Annotated in this window: 17 protein-coding genes; 12 read left to right on the top strand and 5 right to left on the bottom strand. The window is 73.8% G+C overall.

Annotation, left to right across the window (positions count from 1 at the left end):
• Both infB and rbfA read left to right on the top strand, forming a co-directional pair.
• A partial coding sequence (infB, locus tag M1L56_RS13695; protein WP_248599646.1) for a translation initiation factor IF-2 occupies positions 1 to 1,968 on the top strand: 1,968 nt, incomplete at its 5' end.
• Positions 1,969 to 2,045: 77 nt separating this feature from the next.
• Entirely contained in the window at positions 2,046 to 2,513 is a 468-nt protein-coding gene (rbfA, locus tag M1L56_RS13690; protein WP_067945915.1) for a 30S ribosome-binding factor RbfA, read from the top strand.
• Between the two features lie 5 nt (positions 2,514 to 2,518).
• On the opposite strand, the gene M1L56_RS13685 is transcribed toward rbfA, so the two are convergent.
• The gene (locus M1L56_RS13685) at positions 2,519 to 3,451 is read right to left on the bottom strand and encodes a LysR family transcriptional regulator (RefSeq protein WP_248599645.1); all 933 of its coding nucleotides are present in this window, start codon (positions 3,449 to 3,451) and stop codon (positions 2,519 to 2,521) included.
• Positions 3,452 to 3,576: 125 nt separating this feature from the next.
• Here M1L56_RS13685 and M1L56_RS13680 point away from each other — a divergent pair, with 125 nt between their 5' ends.
• The 3 genes from M1L56_RS13680 to M1L56_RS13670 all read left to right on the top strand — a co-directional run bounded on the left by M1L56_RS13680 (position 3,577) and on the right by M1L56_RS13670 (position 8,186).
• Positions 3,577 to 4,941 carry an MFS transporter gene (locus M1L56_RS13680; RefSeq protein WP_248599644.1) on the top strand — a complete coding sequence of 455 codons (1,365 nt, stop codon included), beginning with the start codon at positions 3,577 to 3,579 and terminating at the stop codon, positions 4,939 to 4,941.
• A 129-nt stretch (positions 4,942 to 5,070) separates the two neighbouring features.
• Positions 5,071 to 6,786, top strand: coding sequence for an FAD-dependent oxidoreductase (locus tag M1L56_RS15990; RefSeq protein WP_282573609.1), 1,716 nt, complete (start codon positions 5,071 to 5,073; stop codon positions 6,784 to 6,786).
• Positions 6,783 to 8,186, top strand: coding sequence for an adenylate/guanylate cyclase domain-containing protein (locus tag M1L56_RS13670; protein WP_248599643.1), 1,404 nt, complete (start codon positions 6,783 to 6,785; stop codon positions 8,184 to 8,186). Before M1L56_RS15990 ends, M1L56_RS13670 begins: the two co-directional genes overlap by 4 nt.
• A 32-nt stretch (positions 8,187 to 8,218) precedes the next feature.
• Here M1L56_RS13670 and M1L56_RS13665 read toward each other — a convergent pair whose 3' ends face one another.
• On the bottom strand, positions 8,219 to 9,130 hold the full coding sequence (locus M1L56_RS13665) for an A/G-specific adenine glycosylase (RefSeq protein WP_248599642.1): 912 nt from the start codon (positions 9,128 to 9,130) through the stop codon (positions 8,219 to 8,221).
• Positions 9,131 to 9,263: 133 nt separating this feature from the next.
• On the opposite strand from M1L56_RS13665, the gene M1L56_RS13660 reads away from it, so the two are divergent.
• On the top strand, positions 9,264 to 9,872 hold the full coding sequence (locus M1L56_RS13660) for a hypothetical protein (RefSeq protein ID WP_248599641.1): 609 nt from the start codon (positions 9,264 to 9,266) through the stop codon (positions 9,870 to 9,872).
• On the opposite strand, the gene M1L56_RS13655 is transcribed toward M1L56_RS13660, so the two are convergent.
• Entirely contained in the window at positions 9,811 to 10,863 is a 1,053-nt protein-coding gene (locus tag M1L56_RS13655) for a 2-dehydropantoate 2-reductase (protein WP_248599640.1), read from the bottom strand. The genes M1L56_RS13660 and M1L56_RS13655 overlap by 62 nt on opposite strands.
• A 58-nt stretch (positions 10,864 to 10,921) precedes the next feature.
• On the opposite strand from M1L56_RS13655, the gene truB reads away from it, so the two are divergent.
• Genes truB through M1L56_RS13635 form a run of 4 tightly spaced genes read left to right on the top strand, consistent with a single transcriptional unit; the run spans position 10,922 to position 13,627 of the window.
• Positions 10,922 to 11,815, top strand: coding sequence for a tRNA pseudouridine(55) synthase TruB (truB, locus tag M1L56_RS13650; protein WP_374256824.1), 894 nt, complete (start codon positions 10,922 to 10,924; stop codon positions 11,813 to 11,815).
• Complete coding sequence (locus M1L56_RS13645; protein WP_248599639.1) at positions 11,812 to 12,180, top strand: hypothetical protein; 369 nt, start codon at positions 11,812 to 11,814, stop codon at positions 12,178 to 12,180. The genes truB and M1L56_RS13645 overlap by 4 nt, the downstream gene beginning before the upstream one ends.
• A gap of 26 nt (positions 12,181 to 12,206) precedes the next feature.
• On the top strand, positions 12,207 to 12,701 hold the full coding sequence (locus M1L56_RS13640; RefSeq protein ID WP_067945897.1) for a hypothetical protein: 495 nt from the start codon (positions 12,207 to 12,209) through the stop codon (positions 12,699 to 12,701).
• Complete coding sequence (locus M1L56_RS13635; RefSeq protein WP_067945895.1) at positions 12,698 to 13,627, top strand: bifunctional riboflavin kinase/FAD synthetase; 930 nt, start codon at positions 12,698 to 12,700, stop codon at positions 13,625 to 13,627. Before M1L56_RS13640 ends, M1L56_RS13635 begins: the two co-directional genes overlap by 4 nt.
• Positions 13,628 to 13,653: 26 nt before the next feature.
• Here the strand turns inward: M1L56_RS13635 and M1L56_RS13630 are convergent, their stop codons facing one another.
• Positions 13,654 to 14,328 (bottom strand): hypothetical protein, encoded by a 675-nt coding sequence (locus M1L56_RS13630; RefSeq protein WP_248599638.1) that lies wholly within the window; start codon positions 14,326 to 14,328, stop codon positions 13,654 to 13,656.
• Positions 14,329 to 14,350: 22 nt separating this feature from the next.
• Between M1L56_RS13630 and M1L56_RS13625 the strand changes: the two genes are divergently transcribed.
• Positions 14,351 to 15,574 (top strand): CynX/NimT family MFS transporter, encoded by a 1,224-nt coding sequence (locus M1L56_RS13625; RefSeq protein WP_248599637.1) that lies wholly within the window; start codon positions 14,351 to 14,353, stop codon positions 15,572 to 15,574.
• A gap of 51 nt (positions 15,575 to 15,625) precedes the next feature.
• Here the strand turns inward: M1L56_RS13625 and M1L56_RS13620 are convergent, their stop codons facing one another.
• The gene (locus M1L56_RS13620) at positions 15,626 to 17,089 is read right to left on the bottom strand and encodes a DHA2 family efflux MFS transporter permease subunit (RefSeq protein WP_248599636.1); all 1,464 of its coding nucleotides are present in this window, start codon (positions 17,087 to 17,089) and stop codon (positions 15,626 to 15,628) included.
• Positions 17,090 to 17,169: 80 nt separating this feature from the next.
• On the opposite strand from M1L56_RS13620, the gene M1L56_RS13615 reads away from it, so the two are divergent.
• Positions 17,170 to 17,760 (top strand): TetR/AcrR family transcriptional regulator, encoded by a 591-nt coding sequence (locus tag M1L56_RS13615; RefSeq protein WP_248599635.1) that lies wholly within the window; start codon positions 17,170 to 17,172, stop codon positions 17,758 to 17,760.
• Positions 17,761 to 17,837 lie beyond the last annotated feature (77 nt).

Genomic DNA, 17,837 nt, shown 5'->3' with positions numbered 1-17,837 from the left:
GGTGGCGGCGGTCGCGGTCGCGGCCCCGGCGGCGGCACGGCCGGCGCGTTCGGTCGTGGCGGCGGCAAGAGCAAGGCCCGCAAGTCGAAGCGCACGAAGCGGCAGGAATTCGAGATGCGGGAGGCGCCGTCGCTGGGCGGCGTGAGCGTCCCCCGCGGCGACGGCAACACCGTCATCCGCCTGCGTCGCGGCGCGTCCATCTCGGACTTCGCCGACAAGATCGACGCGAACCCCGGTTCGCTCGTCACCGTGCTCTTCCACCTCGGTGAGATGGCCACGGCGACCGAGTCGCTCGACGAGGCCACCTTCGAGGTGCTCGGCGCCGAGCTCGGCTACAAGATCCAGGTCGTGTCCCCGGAGGACGAGGACCGCGAGCTGCTCGAGGGCTTCGACATCGACCTCGACCAGGAGCTCGAGGACGAGACCGACGAGGACCTCATGCCGCGTCCGCCGGTCGTCACCGTCATGGGCCACGTCGACCACGGAAAGACGCGCCTCCTCGACGCGATCCGCAGTGCCAACGTGGTCGCCGGCGAGGCCGGCGGCATCACGCAGCACATCGGTGCGTACCAGGTGCACACCGAGCACGAGGGCATCGACCGCGCGATCACCTTCATCGACACCCCGGGTCACGAGGCGTTCACCGCCATGCGAGCCCGTGGTGCGCAGGTGACCGACATCGCGATCCTCGTGGTCGCGGCCGACGACGGCATCATGCCGCAGACGGTCGAGGCGCTGAACCACGCCCAGTCGGCGAACGTGCCGATCGTGGTCGCGGTGAACAAGATCGACAAGCCCGACGCCAACCCGGCCAAGGTGCGCCAGCAGCTCACCGAGTTCGGCCTCGTGGCCGAGGAGTACGGCGGCGACGTCATGTTCGTCGACGTCTCGGCGCGCGAGAACATCGGCATCCAGGAACTGCTCGACGCGGTGCTCCTGACCGCCGACGCCGGACTCGACCTGCGCGCGAACCCCGACAAGGACGCCCGAGGCGTGGCCATCGAGGCCAAGCTCGACAAGGGCCGCGGCGCCGTGGCGACCGTGCTCATCCAGTCGGGCACGCTCAAGGTCGGCGACGCGATCGTCGCGGGCACGGCCTACGGCCGCGTCCGCGCGATGAGCGACGAGAACGGCGACCCGGTGACCGCCGCGACGCCGTCGCGCCCGGTGCAGGTGCAGGGCCTCTCGAGCGTCCCGCGCGCCGGCGACACCTTCCTCGTCACCGAGGAGGACCGCACGGCACGCCAGATCGCCGAGAAGCGCGAGGCCGCCGAGCGCAACGCGCAGCTGGCGAAGGCCCGCAAGCGCATCTCGCTCGAGGACTTCACGCGTGCGCTGGAGGAGGGCAAGGTCGAGGCGCTCAACCTCATCATCAAGGGCGACGTGTCGGGTGCCGTCGAGGCGCTCGAGGAGTCGCTGATGAAGATCGAGGTCGACGACTCGGTGCAGCTGCGCATCCTCCACCGCGGTGTGGGTGCGGTGACCGAGAGCGACATCGACCTGGCCACGATCGACAACGCGATCGTGATCGGGTTCAACGTCCGCCCCGACGTGAAGGCGCGCGAGCGCGCCGCCCGCGAGGGCGTCGACGTGCGCTTCTACAACGTCATCTACAACGCGATCGACGACATCGAGAACTCGCTCAAGGGCATGCTCAAGCCCGAGTTCGAAGAGGTGCAGTCGGGTGTGGCCGAGATCCGCGAGGTGTTCCGCTCCTCGAAGTTCGGCAACATCGCCGGTGTCATCGTGCGGTCGGGAACGATCACGCGCAACGCCAAGGCCCGCGTCATCCGCGACGGCGTGGTGGTCGGCGACAACCTCGCGATCGAGTCGCTGCGTCGGTTCAAGGACGACGTCACCGAGGTCCGCACGGACTTCGAGGCGGGCATCGGCCTCGGCAAGTACAACGACATCCAGGTCGGCGACGAGATCGAGACCATCGAGATGCGCGAGAAGCCGCGGGCCTAGCCCACGGCACGGGGCTCCGCTCGTCACCGCGATGAGCGGGGCCCCGTCCCCTTCCCCACGACGAAAGGCAGGGAATCATGGCCGATCCGCAGCGCGCCAGGAAGCTGGCGGACCGCATCAAGGAGATCGTGGCCAAGCGGCTCGACAAGGGCCTGCGCGACCCGCGACTCGGATTCGTCACCATCACCGACGTGCGCGTGACGGGCGACCTGCAGCACGCGAGCATCTTCTACACCGTCTACGGCACCGACGAGGAGCGGCGCGACTCCGCGCTCGCGCTCAAGGCCGCGACGGGCATGCTCCGCAGCGAGGTCGGCCGCAACATCACCGCGCGGCTCACCCCGACGCTCGAGTTCATCGCCGACGCGATCCCGGAGAACGCCGAGCACATCGAGGAGCTCCTCCGCGAGGCGCGCCAGCGCGACGCGGAGACCTCGACGCTCGCCGCGTCGGCGCAGTACGCCGGCGACCCGGACCCGTACCTGACGCCTCGCGAGGCCGAGGAGCGGGACGAGGACGACCGCGACGCGCCGGCGGCGAGCTGACCGCGTCAGTCGTCCGCAGACGACGAGGCCGCCGACCGCCCGAGCAGGGCGTCGGCGGCCTCGGCCATGCGCGCACGGAGGGCGGCGATGAAGGCCACGGCCGTGGGCTGCCGGAGGGCCTCCGGTCGGCACACGAGCCAGTACGGCAGGCGCTCCTCGATCCGATCGGGGAACAGGCGAACGAGGTCCTCGTGCGGATCGGCGAGGAAGGCCGGCAGCAGCCCGTACCCGGCGCCCGCCCGGGTCGCGTCCACGTGGACGTACACGTTGGTGCTCGAGACGGCGTCGATCATGCCGCGCGTGGACCGGCGTGCGGCATCCAGCGCGTCGACCTGCAGCATCGACTCGATGAAGTAGACGAGCGGGCCGCCGGCCAGGTCGTCGAGCGTCTCCGGCGTTCCGTTCCTCTCGAGGAACGCGCGGCTCGCGTAGAGCCCGAGCACGTAGTCGCCGAGGTGGATCGCCTCCGCGCGCTGCACGTGCGGCCGGCCGACGACGACCTCGAGGTCGACGCCGACCCGCTGCTGGGCGGCGCGACGCGTCGCCGCGACGATCTCGAGCGAGACATCCGGATGCCGCGCCCGGAGGGCGGCCATCGCCGGCGCGGCGATGAACCCGCTGAACCCGTCGGTCGCGGAGAGCCGGACGACGCCGCCGAGGGCCGGCGCATCGGGGGAGAGGCGCCGCAGGGCGGCCTCGACCTCCTCGGCCGCCGCGAGGGCGTGCTCGCCGAGCGGGGTCAGCACCCAGCCCGCGGTGCCGCGCACGAGCACGCGGCCGCCGAGCGCCTGCTCGAGCGACTCGATGCGGCGCGCGACGGTCGTGTGGTTCAGCCCCAGGCGGCTCGCGGCGCTCGTGTAGCGGCCCTCGCGGGCGACGGCGAGGAGCACGATGAGGTCGTCGGCGCTGGGTGCGCGGCGGGGAGTCGTCAGCGACATGGTGTGCAGTTTCGCACATCTGCGATGCGGATCTCGCCATTGGCTCTGCGTATCGATGCAGGCCAGACTCGGCCGTGACGCGAACCGCGTCCACATCCCCCGTGGTCCATGCAAAGGAGCATCGAATGACCCAGGCACCCGTTCGGGAGGCGAGCGCGAACCCGACCGCGTCGAGCCTCCGCCGCGTCGTGACCGCCTCGATGGCGGGCACGGTCGTCGAGTGGTACGAGTTCTTCCTCTACGCCTCGGCGGCGACGCTCGTCTTCGGCACCGTCTTCTTCGCGCAGACCGGCAGCGCGCTCGACGGCATCATCGCCGCCTTCCTCACGTACGCGGTCGGCTTCATCGCGCGTCCGCTCGGCGGCATCGTGTTCGGCCACTTCGGCGACAAGTACGGCCGGAAGCGGCTGCTGCAGTTCAGCATCATCCTCGTCGGCGTCGCCACCTTCCTCATGGGCTGCCTGCCGACGTACGCGCAGATCGGCATCCTCGCGCCCATCCTCCTCGTCGTCCTGCGGTTCCTGCAGGGCTTCGCGGTCGGCGGCGAGTGGGGCGGCGCGGTGCTGCTCGTCGCCGAGCACAGCCCCGCGAAGTCGCGCGGCTTCTGGGCGAGTTGGCCGCAGGCGGCCGTGCCCGTCGGCAACCTCCTCGCGACCCTGGTGCTGTTCGTCCTGTCGTCGACGCTCACCGAGGAGGCGTTCCTCGGCTGGGGCTGGCGCGTGGCGTTCTGGCTCTCGGCGGTGATCGTGTTCGTCGGCTGGTACATCCGCACCAAGATCACCGACGCGCCGATCTTCCTCGAGATGCAGGCCGAGCGCGAAGCCGCGAAGGCCACCTCGTACGGCGTGTTCGAGGTCGTCAAGCGCTACCCGCGCGGCGTGATCACCGTGATGGGCCTCCGCGTGGCGGAGAACATCCTGTACTACGTCGTCGTCACCTTCTCGATCGTCTACCTCACGCAGGTCGTGCAGGAGGGCACCTCGAACACGCTGCTCATGCTCGTCGGCGCGCACCTCGTGCACTTCGTGGTGATCCCGCTGTGGGGCCGGCTCTCCGACCGGGTGGGACGTCGCCCGATCTACGCGTTCGGTGCCGTGGCGGGGGCGACCTGGGCGTTCTTCGCCTTCCCGATGATGGACACGGGCGAGCCGGTCGTGATCTGGCTCGCGATCGCCCTCGGCCTGACCTTCCACGCGGCGATGTACGCCAGCCAGCCGGCGATCATGGCCGAGATGTTCCCGACCCGCATGCGGTACTCGGGCGTCTCCCTCGGCTACCAGGTCACCTCGATCTTCGCCGGCTCCCTCGCCCCGATCATCGCCACGGGCCTGCTGTCGCAGTACGGCTCGAGCGTGCCCGTCGCCGTCTACGTCGCCGTCGCCTGTGCGATCACGCTCGTCGCGGTGTGGGCCGCCCGTGAGACGCGCGGCCTCGACCTCCGCGACGTCGACGACGCCGACCGCGAGCGGGTGCAGGCCGCCGCAAGCTGACGAGGCGGCGAGACGGCGAACGGATGCCGCGGGGCGGGGGCCCCGCGGCATCCGTTCGCCCCTGTCCGCCGCGTGGCCCCGGCGGTACACTGCCCCCGATCGCTGCCCGGAGCAGCGGAGGAGGCGCGCATGTCGGCTGCGACAGCACCACCCGTGATCCTCGTCGTCGCACGGGATGCGGACGCGCGCTCGGCCGTCGTCGCCGAGCTCGCCCGCCGCTACGGCGCCGACTACCGCATCGACGAGGTCGCCGACGAGCACGAGGCCGCCCGCCGGATCGAACGGCTGGTCGACGGCGCGGGCCCCCTCGCGCTCATCCTCGCCGACCGCGCGGGCGACATCGGCGGGCGGAGCGTGTTCGCGGTCGCGCGGTCGTGGTTCCCCGACGTGCGGCGCGGGCGCCTCATCGAGTGGGGGCAGTGGGGCGATGCGGGCGTGCGCGAGGAGATCCTCGCGCTCATGGCCGCCGGCGAACTGGAGTACTACGTCATCCGGCCGTGGCACACGCCCGACGAGTACTTCCACCGGACCATCACCGAGTTCCTGCTCGAGTGGGAACGCTCGATCGGCCTGCGGCCCCGCGAGGTCACGGTGATCGGCCGGGCCGGCCTGGCGCGCACGCACGAGTTGCGCAGCCTGCTCGCGCGCGGCGGCGTGCCCCACGACTGGCTCGAACCCGCCGACGTCCGGGCGCGGGAGCGCCTGGAGCGAGCGGGGATCGACGAGGTGCCCGATGTGCCGGTGGTGGTCATGCTCGACGGGCGCGCGTTCGTCGACCCGGGCAACGCCGAGCTCGCCGCCGCCTACGGGCTCGACACCTCCGTCGACGTCGACCGGGTCGCCGACGTGGTGGTCGTCGGGGCCGGACCCGCGGGCCTGGCCGCGGCGGTGTACGCGGCATCCGAGGGTCTCGACGTGCTCGTGGTCGAGCGGGAGTCGATCGGCGGCCAGGCCGGATCCAGCTCGCTCATCCGGAACTACCTCGGCTTCTCGCGCGGCATCTCGGGTTCGGAGCTCGCCCAGCGCGCGTACCAGCAGGCGTGGGTGTTCGGTACGCGGTTCGCGCACGCGCGCGAGGTCGCGGGGCTCGAACGCGACGCCGAGGGCTACGTCGTCCGCATCGCGCCCGACCTCGCCGTGCGGTGCCGCAGCGTCGTGCTCGCCACGGGCGTGTCCTACCGCCGGCTCGGGGTGCCCGAACTCGAGCGGCTCGAGGGGGCGGGCGTGTTCTACGGCGCGTCCGCCGTGGAGGCGCAGGGGATGGCGGGCCGGCCCGTCTTCGTGGTCGGCGGCGGCAACTCGGCCGGGCAGGCGGCGCTGCACCTGGCCCGGTACGCGGCATCCGTCACCCTGCTGGTGCGCGGCGAATCGCTCGCGGACAGCATGTCGCAGTACCTCATCGACCAGCTCGCCGCGCAGGGCGTCGCGGTGCGCACCCGCGCCGAGGTCGTCGGCGGGGGCGGCGACGGCGTGCTCGAGCGCATCGTCGTCCGCGACCGCGAGACGGGAACCACGAGCGAGGAGCCCTGCGGCGGCCTCTTCGTGCTCATCGGGGCGGCGCCGCGGACCGGCTGGCTGCCGCCCGAGGTGCTCCGCGATCGGTGGGGGTACGTGCTCACGGGCCCGGACGTCGTCGCGGAGGGCGGTCGTCGCGCGTGGCCGCTCGATCGCGAGCCGGGCGCGCACGAGACCAGCCTGCCCGGGGTGTTCGCGGTCGGCGACGCCCGCCGCGGCTCGGTCAAGCGGGTCGCCTCGGCGGTCGGCGAGGGATCGGTCGTGGTGTCCGCGGTGCACGCGCACCTCGCCGAGGCGCGGGCGCAGGGGGAGCAGAGCGGGGCGGCATGACCCGCATCGCGCCCGGGACCGGCCCGGTGGCCCCGCCGCCGACCGGGCGCCGCGTCGCGCTCGTCGCCGCCATCCTCGCCGTGCCCCTCCTGGGGCTCTGGCTCCTCATCGCCCGGCCCGCGCTCGACCTGCAGTGGGAGCACCAGCCCGCGCACTTCTGGATCGTGCTGGCCGCCGGGGCGATCAACGCGGCCCTGGCCTGGGCCGTCGGCTCGGCCGCGCGACTGCGGCGCGACGCGCGCCTCGTGCTCGTGTCGCTGTCGTTCCTCGCCGCGGCGGGGTTCCTCGCGCTCCACGCGCTCGCGACGCCGGGCGTGCTGCTCGAGGCGTCGAACACGGGGTTCGCCCTCGCGACGCCCGTCGGACTCACCGTCGCCGCGGTGTTCGCGGCGTGGTCGAGCCTCGACCTCGACGGTGCCCGCGGCGAACGCGTGGTGCGGCTCGCGCCGTGGCTGGTCGGCGGCCTCGTCGTCGTCATGCTCGGCTGGGCGGCGGTGTCGCTGCTGCGGCTGGGTCCCCTGGATGCCGCGGCGCCGCCCGAACGCATGGCCGTGCCGTTCGCGGCGCTCGCCGTGCTCGGACTCGTGCTCTACGGCGTCGCGGTCGTCCGCTACCTGCGGATGCCGCGCCACGCCGCCTCGCCGCTGCCGCTCGCCTTCGCCGCGGCGTTCACGCTGCTCGCCGAGGCGGAGGTGGCCGTGGCCCTGGGCCGCAACTGGCACCTGTCGTGGTGGGAATGGCACGTGCTCATGCTCGCCGCGTTCGTCATCATCGCGGTCGCGGCGCAGCGGTCGTGGCGCGAGGAGCGGTGGGCGGGCCTCTACACCCACGACACGGCCGCCGGCGAGCGCGACGTGTCGGTGCTGTTCGCCGACCTCGCCGGCTTCACGCGGTTCTCGGAGTCGCACGACCCCGCGGAGGTGACGGCGATGCTCAACACGTACTTCACCGACGCGATCCCGCCGCTCGTGGAGCGCTTCGGCGGGCGCGTCGACCGGCTGATCGGCGACGCGGTCATGGCGGTCTTCGAAGCGGATGCCGCATCCGGGCCATCGCACGCGCACCGCGCGGCGGGCGCCGCCCTGGCGCTGCAGCAGGCCACGGGCGCCGTGGCGGCCGCCCATCCCGACTGGCCGCGGTTCCGCGTGGGCGTCAACTCGGGGACCGCGAACGTCGGCATCCTCGGCACGGGCGGCGGGCGCACGTACACGGTGATCGGCGACACGGTGAACGTGGCCTCGCGCATCGAGCACCGCGCGCCGGTGGGCGGCGTGGCGATCGCCGCCGCCACCCGGGCGCGCCTCGGCGACGCGGCGGTGACCGAGCCGCTCGGCGACCTGCAGGTCGCTGGTCGCGACGCGCCCGTCGAGGCCCACCTGCTCGTCGGGCTCGCCGGCTGAGCGGATGCCGCGGCGCGCGGGCCGCGCCCGGATCAGGCGTGCGGGAGCGCGTACCCGTCGGGCGAGGCGACCGCGAGGCCGTCCGCGACGAGACCCTCGAGCGCGCGACGGAACCGTTCGGGGTCGTCGGGGAGCACGCGGCGGAACTCCTCGGCGGGGACTGGGCGGTGGGCCGCTCGCAGCTCCCGCATCACGAGGCCGCGCGCCTCGCGGTCGCTGCCCGCGAACCGCGCCTGCCGGGTACGGCGCGGTCCGTCGTAGGCGGGGTACCCGCGAGCCCGCCAGGCGCACAGGTCGGCGACGGGGCAGGCGTCGCATCGCGGCGCCCGCGCCGTGCACACCGTGGCCCCGAGTTCCATGGCTCCCGCGTTGAAGCGGTGCGCGGCGTCGCGGTCGGCGGGCAGCAGGCGCTCCATCGCGGCCAGCTCGCGAGCGGTCGCCGGGGGACCGGCCTCGGCACGCCCGTCGACGGCGCGGGCGATGACGCGTCGCGTGTTGGTGTCGACGACCGGGTGTCGGTCGCCGAATGCGAACGCCGCGACGGCGCGCGCCGTGTACGGGCCGATGCCCTGCAGCGCGAGCAGGTCGTCGAGGTCGCGGGGCACCTCGCCGCCGTGGCGCTCGACGATCTCGGTCGCGGCGCGGTGCAGCCACAGCGCCCGCCGCGGATATCCGAGCCGGTCCCACGCGCGCACCGCCTCGGCGGGCGGCTCGGCCGCGAGGGCCGCGGGGGTCGGCCAGCGCGCGATCCACGCCTCCCAGCGCGGTTGCACGCGGCTCACCTGGGTCTGCTGCAGCATGAACTCGCTCACGAGCACCGCCCACGGCGACACGTCGGCCGCGCGCCACGGCAGCGGACGCGCCGCGTGCGCGAACCACTCGACGACCGCCGGCGCGAGGCGGTCCGGGTCGGGGGCGTCCCCGGTGGCGGCGGGCTGCGGCATCCGCTCAGCCTATTCGCCGCTGCCGACCCGAGCGCCTCCGCCGGAACCGGCGTCCGGCCTCCGAACGACGGAGTGGACCGGTTCGAGTGCGCGAACCCGGTTCGAACGGGAGACCCGGGCGTACGCTCGGAGCATGGAGCTGGTCACGACCCCGCGCGTCGCGTTCCTCCGGCGGGTGGCCGACGGATTCCTCGCCCACACGGGGCGCGGCCGGGTCATCGTCGCGATCGACGGCCCGGTGCGCAGCGGCAAGACGCAGCTCGGCGACGACCTCGCCGACGTGCTGCGCGAACGGGACCTCGCCGTGTTCCGCGCGAGCGTCGAGGACTTCCACCGCTCGCGGGAGGCGCAGGCCGAGTTCGGCCCCGACACCCCGGAGCGGTACTTCGGCTACGGCATCGACGAGTCCGCCCTGCGGCGCACGCTCGTCGACCCGTTCCGCATGGCGGGGTCGACGGCGTTCGTCACGAGCGCGTTCGACCTCGTCCGCGACGCGTGGGTGGAGCCGAAGTGGCGCACCGGCCCGGCCGACGCCTTCCTCGTGCTCGACGGACGGTTCCTGCTCCGACGCCGGCTGCGCGACCTGTGGGACGTGCGGATCGCGGTCGACGGCGATCCGGTCGATCCCGCGGATGTCATCGCCTACGGCGAGTCCGATCCGCGCGAGCAGGCCCAGGTCGTCATCGACCTCGGCGACCCGGCGCGGCCCCGGCCGGGCGGTTCCGCCGGCTCCGGCGGCTAGCGGCGAGCACGGCGGTCACGCGCTCGGCGGGCAGCGGGGCGCCCGCGCGCTCGACCTCGTGCACGAGCGCGACGAGCGCGCGGTTGACCGGGGCGTCCAGGCCCGAGGCCTCCGCCTCGCGCACGACCGCGCCGTTCAGGAAGTCGATCTCGGTCGGCTGCCCGCGACGGAGGCTCTGCTGGGTCGAGCCGAGGTTCGGCACGTCGCCCATGCGCACGCGCATCGACCACGGAAGCAGCTGCCCGAGCGCCAGGGGGAGCCGTGCGAAGAACCTGAGCCGCCGGTCGCCGAGCCCCTGCAGTGACCCGAAGCGGATGCCGCGGGCCATGCCCACCCGCACGGTCTCGCGCATCGACGCGGCGACCACGCGGCGGAGGGCCCGGTCGTCGACGACGTCCTGCACGCTGCGGCCCACGATCGCGGGCACCGCGTTCAGCATGTTGACGACGAGCTTCGTCCACTGCGCGCCCCGGAAGTTCGGGATCGCCACCACCGGCACGGCCTCCGAGAGCAGCGCGGCCACGCGCCGCACCTCCTCGTCGGGCTCGCCGTCGCCGCGACCGAGGTAGCTCGCGGCGGTGGTCGTGACCCGGACGGAGCCCGGCTCGGTGTAGTTCGCCGCGATGATCGAGAGCATCCCGAGGCAGGTCGAGCGGGGGAGCAGTCGCTCGGCGGTGGCGACGCCGTCGAGGCCGTTCTGCACGACGACGACCGTCGCGCCGTCGACGGTGTCCGCGTTCGCCGCGATCGCGGCCTCCGCGTCCTGCGCCTTGGTGCACACGAGCACGAGATCGGGCCGCGCGGTGAGGCGCTCACCCGCGGCGGGGTGCACGTGCGCGTCGCCGTAGCCGCCCGAGAGGCGGATCCCCCCCGCGCGGATCGCCTCCAGCCCGGCCCCGCGTGCGGTCACCTCGACGTCGTGGCCCGCGCGGGCGAGCAGCGCCGCGAACGTGCCGCCGAGCGCGCCCGCGCCGATGATGCCGATCCTCACCGGTCCAGCGTAGGACGCTCGGGCGGCGGCATCCGCTCGCGCTGTTAGCCTGTACGGCGTGAACAGCGGCATCCTCCTCGTCGACAAGCCGCGGGGGATGACCAGCCACGACGTCGTCGCCCGCATCCGGCGCCTCGCGGGCACCCGCAAGGTCGGCCACGCCGGCACCCTCGACCCCATGGCCACCGGGCTGCTCGTGATCGGCGTCGACTCCGCGACGCGCCTGCTGCACCACCTCGTCGGTCTCGACAAGGAGTACCTCGCCACCGTGCGGCTCGGGTGGGGCACGACCACCGACGACGCCGAGGGCGAGGCCCTCGCCGCCGCACCCGCCTACGCGATCGCGGCCGTCACCGGCGAGGCGATCACCGCGCGCATGGCCGAGCAGACCGGCGTCATCGAGCAGGTCCCGAGCGCGGTGAGCGCCGTCAAGGTCGACGGCAAGCGCGCCTACCAGCGCGTGCGCGACGGCGAGCAGGTCGAGCTGAAGGCCCGCACGGTCACGGTCACCGCGTTCGAGCTGCTCGACACGCGAGCCGGCGACGGATGGCTCGACCTGGACGTGCGCGTCGCGTGCTCGTCGGGCACCTACGTCCGCGCGCTCGCGCGCGACCTCGGCGCCGCGCTCGGCGTCGGCGGCCACCTCACGGCCCTGCGCCGCACCCGGATCGGCCGGTTCGACGTCGCCGAGGCCGGCAGCCTCGAGGGGTTCGACGTCGCCGCGCGACGACTCGCCCCCGCCGAGGCGGCCCGCCGCGCCCTGCCCGTCGTCGTGATCGACGACGACGCGGCCCGCGACCTCCGCCACGGCAAGCGCATCGACGCGCCCGCCGACGCGGGCGACGGGCCCCTCGCTGCGATCGGCCCCGGCGGCGTGCTCGTCGCGATCGTCGAGCGCCGCGGGCCGCAGCTGAAGGTCGTCACCGGATTCCCCGCCGAGGAGGGCGCATGATCGAGTGGTTCGCCTACGTCCAGGTCGCGGTCGCCGTCGTCGGCGGCCTGCTCTGCGTCGTGCTCGGGCTCGCGAAGCGCGTGCCCAACGACCTCGTTCTGGGCGTGCTCGCACTCGTCGAGCTGCTGCTCGTCGTGCAGGTCGTCGTCGCGATCATCGCACCGGGCGCCGGCAACCCGCCCACGGGGAGCCTCCTCGAGTTCTGGGTGTACCTCATCAGCGCGCTGCTGCTGCCGCCCGCGGCCGCCTTCTGGGCACTGCTCGAGCGCAGCCGCTGGGCGACGGTCGTCTGCGGCGTCGCCGCGCTCGCCGTCGCGGTGATGGTGTACCGCATGCTGCAGATCTGGACCGTGCAGCAGGCGTGAGGCACGGTCTGGGAGAATCGACGGACATGAGCGACGCACGCAGCACCACCGAGCCCGCCGCGAAGCCGGGCCGCATGAGCGGCATCGGCCGCGTCCTCGTCGCCGTGTACGCGGTGCTCGCGCTCGCGGCCACCGGTCGCAGCTTCACCCAGATCGTGCAGCGCTTCGACGAGGCGCCGCTCGCGTACACGCTGTCGGCGCTCGCCGCGGTCGTCTACGTCATCGCGACGATCGCGCTCGTCCGCCCCGGCCGCACCTCGTACCGGGTGGCGTGGGTCACGATCGTCTTCGAGTTCACGGGCGTCATCGTCGTGGGCACGCTGAGCGTCATCCGCCCCGACCTCTTCCCGGATGCGACCGTGTGGTCGTTCTTCGGCATGGGCTACCTGTTCATCCCGCTCGTCCTGCCGCCCCTCGGCATGTGGTGGCTCGCCACCCACCCGCCGCGAACGGATGCCGCGGCGCCGGCCCCTGGCGCGGCATCCGATGCCCGTCGCGCCGCCTCGGGAGGCCGCTCGTGAGGACCTTCGACGGGCTCGACGCGATCCCGCACGGCTACGGGCCCTCGGCCGTCACGATCGGCAAGTTCGACGGCGTGCACCAGGGGCACCGCGCGGTCATCGCGAAGCTGCGCGAGATCGCCGAGGAGCGACGGCTCGAGGCCGTCGCCATCACCTTCGACCGGCACCCCGCCGCCTTCCACGCACCCGACCGGTGCCCGCCCCAGCTCATCAGCACCCGGCAGAAGCTGCAGCTGCTCGCCACGACGGGGCTCGACGCGACCGTGCTCCTGCACTACGACGCCGCGCTGGCCGCCAACACGGCCGATGAGTTCGTGCGCCGCTACCTCGTCGAGGCGCTCGGCGCGCGCGTGCTGCTCGTCGGCCACGACTTCCGCTACGGCCGCGGCAACGAGGGCGACGTCGGGCTGCTGCGACGTCAGGGCGAGGAGCTCGGCTTCGAGGTCGTCGTGGTCGACGACGTGGTGCCCGAGGGCGGGCGGCGCGTGTCGTCCACGTGGATCCGCGAGCTGCTCGAGGCCGGCGAGGTCGAGCACGCCGCCGAGCTGCTCGGTCACGTGCCGACCATGAGCGGGCTCGTGGTGCACGGCTTCAAGCGCGGGCGCGAGCTCGGCTACCCGACCGCGAACCTGGCGCCCGACGCCGAGGGCTTCATCCCCGGCGACGGCGTCTACGCCGGCTGGCTCGTCGACGGCGGGGTGCGGTATCCGGCCGCGATCTCGGTCGGCGACAACCCGACGTTCGAGGGCGTGCGCCAGAAGCAGGTCGAGGCGTACGTGCTCGACCGCGACCTCGACCTGTACGACCACGTCGTCGGCATCGAGTTCGCGCACCGGGTGCGCGGCATGGAGAAGTTCGACGGCGTCGACGCGCTCATCGCGCAGATGGGTCTCGACGTCGAGCGCGTGCGCGAGCTCGTCGCCTGACGTCGGCCGGCGGGCCGCGCCGCGCCTCAGTCGACGGCGCCGGCCTCGTCTGGCCGCGGCCGATGCGGCGCGACCGTGCCGATGCCGGTGAGGAACCGCAGCAGCCCCGCGGCGGTGTCGACGAGGGCCGGTCCGTGGCCGAACTCCCATCCGGCATCCGTCGCCCGCAGGCGGTGCCCGGCGATGACCGCGCGGATCTCGGTCGGCGCGGCCGCGGCGCGACGCAGGGCGACGGCGCCGGACGCGCGGGGCGAGATCGGCACGACGGCGCCGACGGCGTCGCCGATGAGGAGCGCGGCGACGACCGCGTCGTCGAGCTCGACGACGTTCGTGGGCTTCGCGCGATCGCGCACCTCGCCGGCGCGGAGGGCGATGCGGTCGGCGGCCTCGACCGGTCCCGGGAGCCGGGTGAGCTCGGCGAGCCGGCGGGCCTCGCCGCCGCGCGCGATCCGGTCGGCCGCGTCGAGCGCGCGCCGCGTTCGCGAGCGCCCGAAGTCCTCGACCAGTTCGGAGGCGACCTCGGCGACCTGCCAGCCGGGCCGCGCGGTGCCGGCGGTCCAGGCCTCGCCGTCGCTCGAGCGGAGCACGGCGGCCAGCGCGATGAGCACCTCGGCGGTCTCGGCGCGACGGTCGGCGGTCACGCCGGACTCGTCGGCGTCGGGGCGTCGGCTGAGCGGAAGGTAGCGCGAGAGGTCGGCCACGCGACCAGCCTAGACTCGGCGGGTGACGAACGCCCCCCTCCGCCCGCTCTGGGCGGGGCGCGCGCTCGCGCTCCTGGGCATCGTCGCGGTCGCGTTCAACCTCCGCACCGCGGTCGCCTCCCTGTCGCCGATCCTGGTGCAGCTCGAACGCGACATCCCGCTGACGGCGGTGGCGGTCGGCTTCCTCGGCATGCTGCCCCCGCTGTGCTACGCGCTGTTCGGCATCGTGACGCCCGTGCTCGCCCGGCGCGCGGGGCTCGAGGTGACGCTCATCGCCGCGCTCGCCGCGCTCGTGGTCGGGCTCGCGGGGCGCGGGCTCGCGCCGTCGGCCGGGCTGCTGCTCGCCGCGAGTGCGCTGACGTTCGCCGCGATCGGCGTCGGCAACGTGCTGCTCCCGCCGCTCGTCAAGCGCTACTTCCCCGAGCGCATCGGCCTCATGACGACCGTCTACGTCACGGCGATGTCGGTGAGCACGTTCCTGCCGCCGCTCGTCGCGGTGCCGGTGGCGGATGCCGCGGGCTGGCGGGTCTCGCTGGCGTCGTGGGCGGTGCTCGCCCTGCTCTCGATCGTGCCGTGGGTGGCCCTGCTGGTGCACCCGCGCCGCGAGGTCCCGGCCGAGTTCCCCGAGGAGGCGGAGCCCGGCCTGCTGCGGCGCGCGTTCCGGTCGCCGCTCGCGTGGGCGCTCGCGGTCGTGTTCGCCGTCTCGGGCTTCAACGCGTACGCGCTCTTCGCCTGGCTTCCGGTGATCCTCCAGGAGACGGCCGGGTCCTCGCCGCTCGAGGCGGGGGCGCTGCTGTCGCTGTTCGCCGCGACCGGCCTGCCGGCCGCCCTCGCCGTGCCGGTGCTCGCCGCGCGCCGTGGCGCCGTGCGGGTCCTCGTGGCGGTGGGGTCCGCGGGCATCGTCCTCGGGTACCTCGGGCTCATCCTGGCGCCGGCGACGGCCACGTGGCTCTGGGTCGGCCTGGCGGGCATCGGACCGCTGTTCTTCCCGCTCGCCCTCGTGCTCATCAACCTCCGCACCCGCACGCACGCGGGCGCCGTCGCGCTGAGCGGCTTCGTGCAGTCGGTGGGGTACGTGGCGGTGGCGGTCGGGCCACTCGCGGTCGGCCTGCTGCACGATGCGACCGGCGCCTGGACCGTGCCGCTCCTGCTGCTGCTCGCGTCAGCGGTGCCCGCGGCGATCGGCGGGGCGATCGTGGCGCGCCCGAGGTTCTTCGAGGACGAGGGCGCCCGAACCCCCGACTGAACGGCGGCGCGACGGGCGGGGCGGGACCGCGCCCGCCCCGCCCGTCCCAGCTCAGGCGGCCGCGCCCGCGCCGACCGGGGTCGGCGTCGGAACGGCGTCGTCGTGCCCGGCAGGCACGGGGTCGAGCGCGACGTCGCCGCGCTGGGCTCGACCGGCCGGGAGGAGGAGGGCCAGCGCGAACGCCGCGGCGAGCACGGCGGCACCGGTCGCGATCGCCGGGATCGCGGCATCCACGTACCGGTCGGGCGTGAGTGCGCCGCCCGCGCCCGTGAAGACCGCCGTGAGCACCGCGATGCCGAGCGCGCCGCCGATCTCGCGGAGGGTCGAGTTGGTCCCGGAGGCCTTCGCGTGGTGTCGCTCGGGCATGTGCGCGAGCACGGCGGTCGCCATCGGGGCGAAGACGAGCCCCATGCCGATCCCGGCCAGCACGAACGGCGGGACGAGCGTGGCGAACGCCACGTCGGCATCGAGGATGCCGGCCATCCAGAACAGGGCGATCGACTGGGCGCCGAGTCCGGCGACCATGAGCGCTCGGGTCCCGACTCGCGGTGCGATGAACCCGGCGAGCGGGGCCACGACCATGGGGGCGATGGTCCAGGGGGTCGTCATGAGCCCGGCCTCGAGCGCGGACCGGCCCTGCACGACCTGGAGGAACTGCACGAGCAGGAAGATCGAGCCGAACATGCCGAAGCTGAAGGTGAGGCCGACCGCGTTCGCCACGCTGAAGCTGCGGTCGCGGAAGAGCCCGAGCGGGAGCACGGGCGACGCGGTTCGCGTCTCCCACACGAGGAACGCGATGAGGAGCACGGCGCCGGCGGTGAGCGAGGCCACCACCTCGGTGCTCGCCCAGCCGGCCTCGTTGCCCCGCACGATGCCGTAGACGAGCCCGAGCACGCCGACACCGGCCAGCGCGACGCCGGCCAGGTCGATCGGCCGTCGCTCGCCGCGCGCGTCGGCCAGCACCGCGAGCGCGAGCGGGATGGCGACCGCACCGATCGGCACGTTGATCCAGAAGATGGTCTGCCAGTTCCAGCCCTCGATGATGAGCCCGCCGATGAGCGGGCCGAGCGCGACGCCGAGCCCCGAGACGCCGCCCCAGATGCCGATCGCGGCAGGCCGGAGGCGCGCGGGGACGGCGCCCGCGAGCAGCGTGAGGGAGAGCGGCATGATCGCCGCCGCGCCGATGCCCTGCACGGCGCGGGCGCCGATCACCATCCACGGCTCCGTGCTCAGCGCGGTGAGGATGCTCGCGGCACTGAACACGGCGATGCCGGCGACGAACACGGTGCGACGTCCGACGCGGTCGCCGAGCGCGGCCGCGGGGAGGATGAAGGTCGCGAAGGCGAGCGTGAAGGCGTTGAGGAACCACTGCAACTGCTCGATGTCGGCGCCGAGGTCGGCGGCCATCACGGGCAGCGCGTTGGTGATCACGAGGTTGTCGAGGGTCGCCATGAACATCGGAAGCGAGGTGGCGACGAGGACGAGCCAGACGGGGGCCCTGCGGACGGATGACATGGCGTGCGCTCCTGCGGTCGGATGAAGTAATCGAATGATTACAACAGGGAGAGTAGTAATCGACTGATAACATGTCAAGCATGAGCACCCGTTCCGACCGCATCTCCGCCGACGAGCGGCGCGAGCAGATCCTCGACGCGGCCATCGCCGTCTTCGGGGAGTTCGGCTACGCCGGCACCAGCACCGACCGCGTCGCGCGCGCGGCGGGCATCAGCCAGCCGTACGTCGTGCGGCTGTTCGGCACCAAGGAGCAGCTGTTCATCGAGACGCTCCGGCACACGCTCGAGCGACTCCTCGCGACCTTCCGCGCCGCGCTCCCGGTCGACGCCGAGGAGGCGTCGGTCGAGCAGCGCCTGGGCGAGGCGTACCTCAGGCTCGTCGAGGACCGCGGGGTCCTGCTCACCCTGCTGCACGGGTTCATGCTGGGATCCGACCCGGGGATCGGGCCGGTCGCGCGCGACGGGTTCCTCCAGGTGTTCCGGATGCTGCGCGACGAGGCCGGCCTCGCGCCCGAGCAGATCCACCGGTTCCTCGCCGACGGCATGCTCATCAACACGCTGCTCGCGACCGGCATCGGCGTCGATGCGGCCACCGATCGGGACGCCGCCGACCTGATGGAGTGCACGTTCGGCGAGCGCGTCGGCGAGGTGCTCGCGCGCGCCTCCAGCTGACCCGGCCGTCGGCCCCGCCAGCATACGGGCGCACCATCCAGCACCGACTGCTCATATGAGCAGAACCGCCCGCGCAT

Source organism: Agromyces sp. C10 (genome assembly GCF_023217995.1).
GTDB lineage: Bacteria > Actinomycetota > Actinomycetes > Actinomycetales > Microbacteriaceae > Agromyces > Agromyces indicus.
The sequence above is the reverse complement of the archived record's forward strand: the minus strand, read 5'-3'. Positions and strand labels throughout refer to the sequence as shown.

What these genes read in the sequence shown, in the direction of transcription:
- M1L56_RS13640 (WP_067945897.1), top strand. Translation starts at nt 12,207, where the DNA reads ATGAGCGACGCACGCAGCACCACCGAGCCCGCCGCGAAGCCGGGCCGC.
- M1L56_RS13615 (WP_248599635.1), top strand. Translation starts at nt 17,170, where the DNA reads ATGAGCACCCGTTCCGACCGCATCTCCGCCGACGAGCGGCGCGAGCAG.
- M1L56_RS13620 (WP_248599636.1), bottom strand. Translation starts at nt 17,089, where the DNA reads ATGTCATCCGTCCGCAGGGCCCCCGTCTGGCTCGTCCTCGTCGCCACC.
- rbfA (WP_067945915.1), top strand. Translation starts at nt 2,046, where the DNA reads ATGGCCGATCCGCAGCGCGCCAGGAAGCTGGCGGACCGCATCAAGGAG.
- M1L56_RS13665 (WP_248599642.1), bottom strand. Translation starts at nt 9,130, where the DNA reads ATGCCGCAGCCCGCCGCCACCGGGGACGCCCCCGACCCGGACCGCCTC.
- M1L56_RS13645 (WP_248599639.1), top strand. Translation starts at nt 11,812, where the DNA reads ATGATCGAGTGGTTCGCCTACGTCCAGGTCGCGGTCGCCGTCGTCGGC.
- M1L56_RS13680 (WP_248599644.1), top strand. Translation starts at nt 3,577, where the DNA reads ATGACCCAGGCACCCGTTCGGGAGGCGAGCGCGAACCCGACCGCGTCG.
- M1L56_RS13685 (WP_248599645.1), bottom strand. Translation starts at nt 3,451, where the DNA reads ATGTCGCTGACGACTCCCCGCCGCGCACCCAGCGCCGACGACCTCATC.
- M1L56_RS15990 (WP_282573609.1), top strand. Translation starts at nt 5,071, where the DNA reads ATGTCGGCTGCGACAGCACCACCCGTGATCCTCGTCGTCGCACGGGAT.
- M1L56_RS13660 (WP_248599641.1), top strand. Translation starts at nt 9,264, where the DNA reads ATGGAGCTGGTCACGACCCCGCGCGTCGCGTTCCTCCGGCGGGTGGCC.
- M1L56_RS13670 (WP_248599643.1), top strand. Translation starts at nt 6,783, where the DNA reads ATGACCCGCATCGCGCCCGGGACCGGCCCGGTGGCCCCGCCGCCGACC.